The organism is Micromonospora sp. NPDC005324 (assembly GCF_040607155.1).
Lineage (GTDB): Bacteria > Actinomycetota > Actinomycetes > Mycobacteriales > Micromonosporaceae > Micromonospora > Micromonospora trifolii.
Map to the genome: position 1 here is coordinate 1 of NZ_JBEXGE010000088.1, position 6772 is coordinate 6772.

The window sequence follows — 6772 nt, forward strand, 5'->3', positions numbered from 1 at the left end:
CGAGGCGACCGTGGCGCTGATCGCCCGCAATCAGGAACGCGACTGGCAGCCGAGCATGTGGGTGGACGCGCTCAACGCGCTCACCGCGGACACCGCGGACACCGCGGACACCGGCACGATCCTGCTCGCCTTGTTCGTCGCGGTGATCAGCGTGATCGGGCTGGTATTGGTGTTCCGAGATCAAATCTGACGGTGCTGAAACAGCGGTGAAGTTGCGCTGAGGTTTGCAGCGATTAAAATACAAACGGTAGTCCATAACCGGAAGAATGACAGGTGGAACACGCGACGCAAGGTGTTGCAAGCGCTGCTGTGGCCTGCGTGGCCGGTACCGGCACCGAGCGCCGAGGGCCGACGCATGGTTGGCCGTGGATAGCTGCTGCGTGGCAGGAACGACGGCCGCGTGATCGGCGTGGGAGAGTAATGTGATAGAGGTGCCTTATCCTGCTGGATAGTATGCGTAATGCAACGGCGAGATCCGACGGAGTGATTAATATGAGCAGTGTCCGCACGACCGGAACCGCAGCGTCTCTCGACGGTCGACCAGCACTCCGCTTCGAGCGTCGTCTCGGCTCTTCGCCTGAGCGGGTTTGGCAAGCGATCACCGATCCCACGGAGGTCGCAGCATGGTTTCCGTCTGTCGTCACATGGACCCCATCGGCCGGCGAGACTTTCGAGATCGACGGGCAGCCCGGTACGATTGCGGAGCTCGAACGCCCGAGGCTTTTCGCCTGGGCCTCGGGCGAAGAGCGTTACCACAATGAACTGCGGCCTGACGGTGAAGGCTGCGTCTACATATTTACACACGCCTATGACCCGAAGGCTGGTTCGATAGTGCAGTACGCCTCAGGCTGGGAAACCTACCTCAACCGTCTGGAAGTTCATCTCGCCGGTGGCTATTTGTCTGAAGAAGATGCGCATGCGGTCGCGCCTCAGTTGCAGGAGCGATACACCAAACTGTTCGGTAATGAATCGCCAGACAACACCGGAATCGACGCCAAGTCCGCACGTGCTGAGTGATTGACCTGCCGGCCGATAAAACTGCTGGATCATGGAGTTCTCGGCATATTAATAGATCCAACGCCTAACCTCGCGCACTAACACTCCAACAGGGGATGTTTGTTCATCGCAGAGTTGCGGTTTTATGCGCCGACGAAAGAAGGCAGCGACCGCTGCAGCACGGACGGTAGTGTGGAAGGACCGTGATGCAGCGGTAGCTACCGGATACGGGTTAGGCGCTCCGGCGGTGGCGGGTGTTGCTTGACGACCTGATGGTGACAGTCGGGGGAGTTTCCGCGGGCCCGAGCCGCGTCGCCGGGTTCGTGACTTCGTTCGGGCCTGTTGGCGCCGCCACCGCGGAGGAACTGCTAAACCATCGCCGAGTACGCCGGGGACGCTGTCCCGGACGGAATGCAGGACCGGCTGAACCGGGTGACGTGGGACTACGCCGAGGTTCGTGCCTATGTCCACGAGTTCGTCGGTGAGCATCTCGGTGTCGCTGAGGCCGTGCTGGTCATCGACGAGACGGGTGATCTGTAGAATAGCCGGCACACCGTGGGGTGCAGCGGCAGTATTCGGGCACGGCCGGTGAGGTCGAGGACTGCCAGATCGCCGCGTACCTGGTCTATGCCACCGAGGCTGCTTACGATGGTCTACACGGCTCTCTACCTGGCGAAGTCGTGGCGCGACGATCCCGGTCCGTCGTGCCGAGTTCGGTGTTTGTCGCAGGTGCGCGCTTCGTGACCAATCTCAGCTGGCGACTCCCATGATCGAGGCTGCGGTCGCCGCTGGGCTGCCCTTCCTGTAGGTGGCCGACGACGAGGCCTACGGCAACGATTCCCGCCCGGCCGCGTCAGCTGCGACTTGCCGGTGTCCCGGCGGCGGCCCGCTCACATTAGGTGATCACCGGCCTCGCCGCCTATGCAGCGGGCGACCCCCGAAGCCGGTCTTGCTGTGGCGGTCCGGCACCGATGCCACCGACGCCGACGTCGACCAGCTCTGGCAGACGTCTCCTAGGTGGACGTCTGATTCACGTATTTTGCGTTTGTTGTGGTTTTAGGGTTCTGGCCAGGTTGGGGTGGTTTCGGTGGTGAGGCGTTTGGCGAGGTTGTCGATCATGGCGATGGTTATCATGCTGGCGGAGTTGTCGGGTCGCGCTTCGTAGTCGCGGACGAGTCGGCGGTGGTGCATGAGCCTTCCGAGGGTCCGTTCGATGACCCATCGGCGTTTGGCCACGCTGAAGCCCTTGATCTGGGGGTCTTTGGTGACGATTTCGACGTCGACGCCGAGGGGTGGCACCGTGGTCGATGACGCGGTTTTTGTAGCCGGCGTCGACCCAGGTCTTGGTCAGGGTGGGGTAGGTGGTGGTGGCCTGGTCGAGTAGGTCCGTGCCGATGGTGTTGGCGGCGGTGACGATGACGGCGAGGAGGAGGCCGAGGGTGTCGGTGATGATGCCGCGTTTGCGGCCGACGATCTTTTTCCCGGCGGTAATGCCCTGTGTGGACAATGGGACGTTGATGGAGGTCTTCACGCTCCGACTGTCCATGATGGACGCGGTGGGTGTGCTGGTGCGGCCGACCGACAGACATCCCTGCAGGCACTCGTGATCCTCGACAACGCATCTGATTAACTCGGTCGTAGGTCCGCACCGAGGACCGGTTAATACCACGGGTCGGCCGCAGACTCCTGGGTCACCGCCAGTTCATGCGGTACGCCGGTGAACACAGCCGCCCCGCCGCATCGATCAACGTCCCGGTCAGTACAGCTAGCTGGGTCCGCACCCGTTAGCTGGCGTACGACTTTTCCGCCACTCGCGCTGGAGCATTGCGTAGACGTACGTTCCGCACCACGCTCCCTTGACGAACGCGTTGTCGACGAAGTGCGCCTCGCGGCGCATCCGCAAACGCTCAAGGAGCGCGATGGAGGCGCTGTTCTGGGCATCACATCGCCCGATGATCCGGTGAAGATCGAGTTCCTCAAAGCCCCAGCGAAGTAGGGCACGGACGGCCTCAGTGGCGAAACCTCTGCCTCGGTAATCGGGATTGAAGACGTATCCAACCTCGCCTTGACGATCGCTTTCACTCTGCCATACCAACTCTACCTGGCCTACAACCCGATCAGCCTCGGGCCAGACAACGGCCAGGCTAAGGCAGTCGCCCTCCGCGGCCAAGCCGCACTCGGTGGCCATTTGGTCCACCGCTAACCGACACTGCTCCCGGCTCCGGGCTTCCCACAGCATGTAGCGTGCGACCTCCGGTCGGCGCTGGTACGCCCAAACGTCCTCAATGTCAGACACGGCGAAAGGGCGCAGCAGTAGCCGCGCGGTCGCGATGGGACAGGTGGGCCGCAACACAGAGTCTCTCATTGGCTACCTCCGTCGGCTGAACTCATCAGCGGATCGGGAGATGGGGTGGCGCTCCGCCCAGGAGAACCATCCCGCGCAGAGCTCCTTTGAACAGTCGGAAGAAGGCTCGGCGCCAGGACAGGCCACTCTGGCGTACCGGAGGCGAGGGCGATGGCGGTCACGGCTGAGCCGGCACGCCGTAGACGAAGAGGAAGGCTGGTTCCCGCGGTAGCCCATCTTCAGGTAGATCCCGGTGCGCCCACCGGTCGAATACCGCGAGGATTTCCTTCTCCACCTCACCCAGCTCCGCCGGCGTCAGGTGCAACCACTTGTCAGCGGAAAAGGCTGCGCCGTTCCATGCCGGACGCTCTTCTCGCACGGCATAGAAGGCTCGGACCAGGCTGACCTGCCGATCGAGGTTGAGTGAGACCGCCGCGTTCGCGACCGCCTGGCGAACCGGGTCGTCGTCAAAGTCACCTGTCGTCCAACGCAGGTTCGGCGAGACCAGGCGCCACCAATGCTCGCGACGGTCCTTAGCGAGCTCTGGCGCCTCCGAAACCAGGTCGGCGGCGGCCAGCACCTTCAGGTGGTGGCTGATGTTGCCCACGGGAGCGCCTGTTCGTTGCGCGAGGACACCCACGGTGGCAGGGCCGTGGACCTTGAGCACGTCCATCACCCGGCGGCGCAGCGGATGCGACAGCGCAGCGAGCGCTCGCGAGTCGGTCATTCGTTGCGATCCTGAAGTAGACATGTTTCGGAGTATGTCATGGCAAACCTTATTGTACAACAACACTTGTACAATGAGATTTGTTGCATTACACCAGTGTGTGAAGGTCGGCAGGACGCAGGCGGGTTGCTATGCCGGCCGGCGACAACGGTGACGGTTTGTCCGATGATGACGGCCCCGGGCCAAACTGATCCGGGACGGGCAGCGGATCCGCGTGCGCGGGACCGACGGTTACGTCGAGATCCTGGACTCGCAGGCCTAGCTAGTGCCTCGTCATGCAGCCTTGAACGGGTAATCCGGGTGCCGGATCTTGGAGTTGGTCGCGTATTCGGTTTTCGGGTTGGCGCGCTGGTTGTGCCAGCGGATGTAGTCGCCGATCGCGGTGTCCTGTTGGGCGTGGGTGCGGTGGTCGGTGCCGTTGAGCGCGAAGTAGCGCAGGGCGGCGAACTCGGCTTCGATCCAGTTCAACCAGGAACTGTAGGTCGGCAGGAACACCAGCTCGACCTGGTTGGCGGCGCACCAGGCCCGGACGCTGGGATGCTTGTGCGGGGAGAAGTTGTCCAGGATCAGGTGCAGCGTCTGGCCGGGCCAGCGCCGGCGCAGGCTCTTGAGGAAGTCCAGGAACTCACCCGAGCGTTTCCGGTCCCGGATCCGGTAGTGGATCTTCCCGGTGGCCAGGTCAAGGCTGGCGATCATGTGCCGGACACCGAAGTCACGGTGATAGGTCGCCCGCAGCCGGACCGGCCGGCCCTGCGGTTTCCACGCTTTACCGGGCCGGGCCGGGCCGCGGTTGCAGGTTCAGCGGTCCGAACTCATCGACGCAGACGACCCGGCCGCCGGCGGGTGGATGGTCGTAGAGGTCGAGCACCTGGCGCATCTTGGTGGTGAAGTCGGGGTCGTTGCTGGCCTTCCATGTCTTCGACGCCTGCCAGGTCACACCGCGTTCGCGCAGGATCCGCCGCACCGTCTCGATACTGATCGCTGCGACCCGGCCGGTCTCGATCAGATAGTCACGCAGCTTCGACAGTGACCAACCGGAGAACGGCCGGCCCAGGAAGCGGGGGTCACACCGGGCGATCACGCAAATCCAGTCACGGACCGGTTCACTGATCTTGTTCGGTGTGCCCCCTCTCCATTTTGGGTCCAGCGCGTCGAACCCCCTGTCGTTGAACGCGTGGATCACATCCCGGACGTAGTCCTCGGTGGCTTCGAGCAGATGCGCGATGTCCGGCGCCGGCTGGCCCTGGCCGGACATAAGCACCACGATCGCCCGCCGCAACTTCACCGGATCCTTCGCCGTCCGGGTGATCCTCTGCAGCCGCTGACCCTCGGCCATCGACAAGGCCCGCACGAACACTTCTGGGCGTCGTCCCACCCGGCACCACCTCCCACACAAACAGCGAGAGGGACAGCCTGCCCGAAACGGACTCAGAACCGACGGATTACACGGCCAACGTTCAAAGACGAGGCACTAGTGTGCCGCGCCGGAAATTCGCCTACAAAATCGGGCGAGTGATTCGAGGATCTCTTCGGCGGTCTTGGTCCAGATGAACGGTCGGGGGTTGCTGTTCCAGTCGGCGATCCAGGATCGGATGTCAGCTTCGAGGGCCTGGACGCTTTTGTGGGTGCCGCGGCGGATTTTCTGGTCGGTGAGGAAGCCGAACCAGCGTTCGACCTGGTTGACCCAGGATGAGCCGGTCGGGGTGAAGTGCATGTGGAACCGCGGGTGCTTCGCCAGCCAGGCACGTACTGCCGGGGTTTTGTGGGTGCCGTAGTTGTCGCAGATCAGGTGCACGTCGAGCTCGGCCGGGACGCTCTTGTCGATGGTGATCAGGAATTTCTTGAACTCGGTCGCCCGGTGTTGACGGTGTAGCTCGCTGATGACCGAGCCGTCGGCGATGTCGAATGCGGCGAACAGGCTGGTGATGCCGTTGCGGTGGTAGTCGTGGGTGCGGCGCTCGGGCATGCCGGGCATCATCGGCAGGACCGGCTGGGAGCGTTCCAGGGCCTGGATCTGGCTCTTCTCGTCCACGCACAGCACCACGGCCCGTTCCGGCGGCTGGTGATACAGGCCGACGACGTCAACGACCTTCTCGATGAACTGCGGATCGGTGGACAGCTTGAACGTGTCCGCCCGGTGTGGCTTGAGGCCGAAGTCGCGCCAGATCCGGCCGATCGTCGACTTCGACAGCCCCGACTTCTCCGCCATCGACGTCCGCGACCAGTGCGTGGCGTTGCGCGGGGTCTGCTCGAGGGTCGCCACGACGACTTCTTCGACCTTGTCCAAGGCGATCGAGGGTGGCCGGCCGGGACGTTGCTCGTCGATCAGGCCGTCGAGACGTTCGGCCAGGAACCGCCGCCGCCACTTGCCCACTGTAGACAAATGAACACGCAGATCCGCTGCCACATCAGTGTTCGAGGCACCTTCGGCGCACGCCAGGATAATCCTCGACCGCATCGCGAGGATCTGCGCGGACTTCGCCCGCCGCGCCCAGCGGGTCAAAGTCGTGCGTTCCTCGTCGGTCAACACCAGCGCTGCGGTGGGACGCCCCGTTCGTGCCATCGCCCTACCCTACACCGACTTATGAGGCGAATTTCCGGCGCGGCACACTAGTACTCCAGCAGGAGATCCGTTCGGGTCTGTGGTGGCGTGTGGTTTTGTCCGTGGACAGCAAGCAGCCACCGGCGAGTCTCACGGGTTGTGT

Annotated in this window: 8 protein-coding genes and 1 pseudogene; 3 read left to right on the forward strand and 6 right to left on the reverse strand. The window is 63.4% G+C overall.

The window, feature by feature from the left end; genetic code table 11:
- The 3 genes from ABZS40_RS35990 to ABZS40_RS36000 all read left to right on the forward strand — a co-directional run.
- Positions 1-190: hypothetical protein (locus tag ABZS40_RS35990; RefSeq protein WP_354949158.1), on the forward strand; the 190-nt coding region annotated here is incomplete at its 5' end.
- Positions 191-492: 302 nt separating this feature from the next.
- Positions 493-1017 (forward strand): SRPBCC domain-containing protein, encoded by a 525-nt coding sequence (locus tag ABZS40_RS35995; RefSeq protein ID WP_354949160.1) that lies wholly within the window; start codon positions 493-495, stop codon positions 1015-1017.
- A gap of 390 nt (positions 1018-1407) precedes the next feature.
- On the forward strand, positions 1408-1536 hold the full coding sequence (locus ABZS40_RS36000) for a hypothetical protein (protein WP_354949162.1): 129 nt from the start codon (positions 1408-1410) through the stop codon (positions 1534-1536).
- A 516-nt stretch (positions 1537-2052) separates the two neighbouring features.
- On the opposite strand, the pseudogene ABZS40_RS36005 reads toward ABZS40_RS36000, so the two are convergent.
- The 6 genes and pseudogenes from ABZS40_RS36005 to ABZS40_RS36030 form a co-directional block, all read right to left on the reverse strand.
- A pseudogene (locus ABZS40_RS36005) lies at positions 2053-2557 on the reverse strand (transposase); the annotation flags it as partial.
- A gap of 204 nt (positions 2558-2761) precedes the next feature.
- Entirely contained in the window at positions 2762-3361 is a 600-nt protein-coding gene (locus ABZS40_RS36010; RefSeq protein WP_354949164.1) for a GNAT family protein, read from the reverse strand.
- A gap of 157 nt (positions 3362-3518) precedes the next feature.
- A complete protein-coding gene (locus ABZS40_RS36015) occupies positions 3519-4067 on the reverse strand; it encodes a metalloregulator ArsR/SmtB family transcription factor (RefSeq protein WP_354949165.1) in 549 nt (182 codons plus the stop codon).
- Positions 4068-4340: 273 nt separating this feature from the next.
- Positions 4341-4802 (reverse strand): transposase, encoded by a 462-nt coding sequence (locus tag ABZS40_RS36020; RefSeq protein WP_354949171.1) that lies wholly within the window; start codon positions 4800-4802, stop codon positions 4341-4343.
- Between the two features lie 31 nt (positions 4803-4833).
- On the reverse strand, positions 4834-5442 hold the full coding sequence (locus ABZS40_RS36025) for a helix-turn-helix domain-containing protein (RefSeq protein WP_354949167.1): 609 nt from the start codon (positions 5440-5442) through the stop codon (positions 4834-4836).
- Positions 5443-5538: 96 nt separating this feature from the next.
- Positions 5539-6630 carry an IS630 family transposase gene (locus ABZS40_RS36030; protein WP_354949169.1) on the reverse strand — a complete coding sequence of 364 codons (1092 nt, stop codon included), beginning with the start codon at positions 6628-6630 and terminating at the stop codon, positions 5539-5541.
- Between the last annotated feature and the right edge of the window lie 142 nt (positions 6631-6772).

Bases quoted from the DNA above. Each gene is read 5' to 3' on its own strand.
- ABZS40_RS35995 (WP_354949160.1), top strand. From the start codon at position 493: ATGAGCAGTGTCCGCACGACCGGAACCGCAGCGTCTCTCGACGGTCGA.
- ABZS40_RS36000 (WP_354949162.1), top strand. From the start codon at position 1,408: ATGCAGGACCGGCTGAACCGGGTGACGTGGGACTACGCCGAGGTTCGT.
- ABZS40_RS36010 (WP_354949164.1), bottom strand. From the start codon at position 3,361: ATGAGAGACTCTGTGTTGCGGCCCACCTGTCCCATCGCGACCGCGCGG.
- ABZS40_RS36015 (WP_354949165.1), bottom strand. From the start codon at position 4,067: ATGACCGACTCGCGAGCGCTCGCTGCGCTGTCGCATCCGCTGCGCCGC.
- ABZS40_RS36030 (WP_354949169.1), bottom strand. From the start codon at position 6,630: ATGGCACGAACGGGGCGTCCCACCGCAGCGCTGGTGTTGACCGACGAG.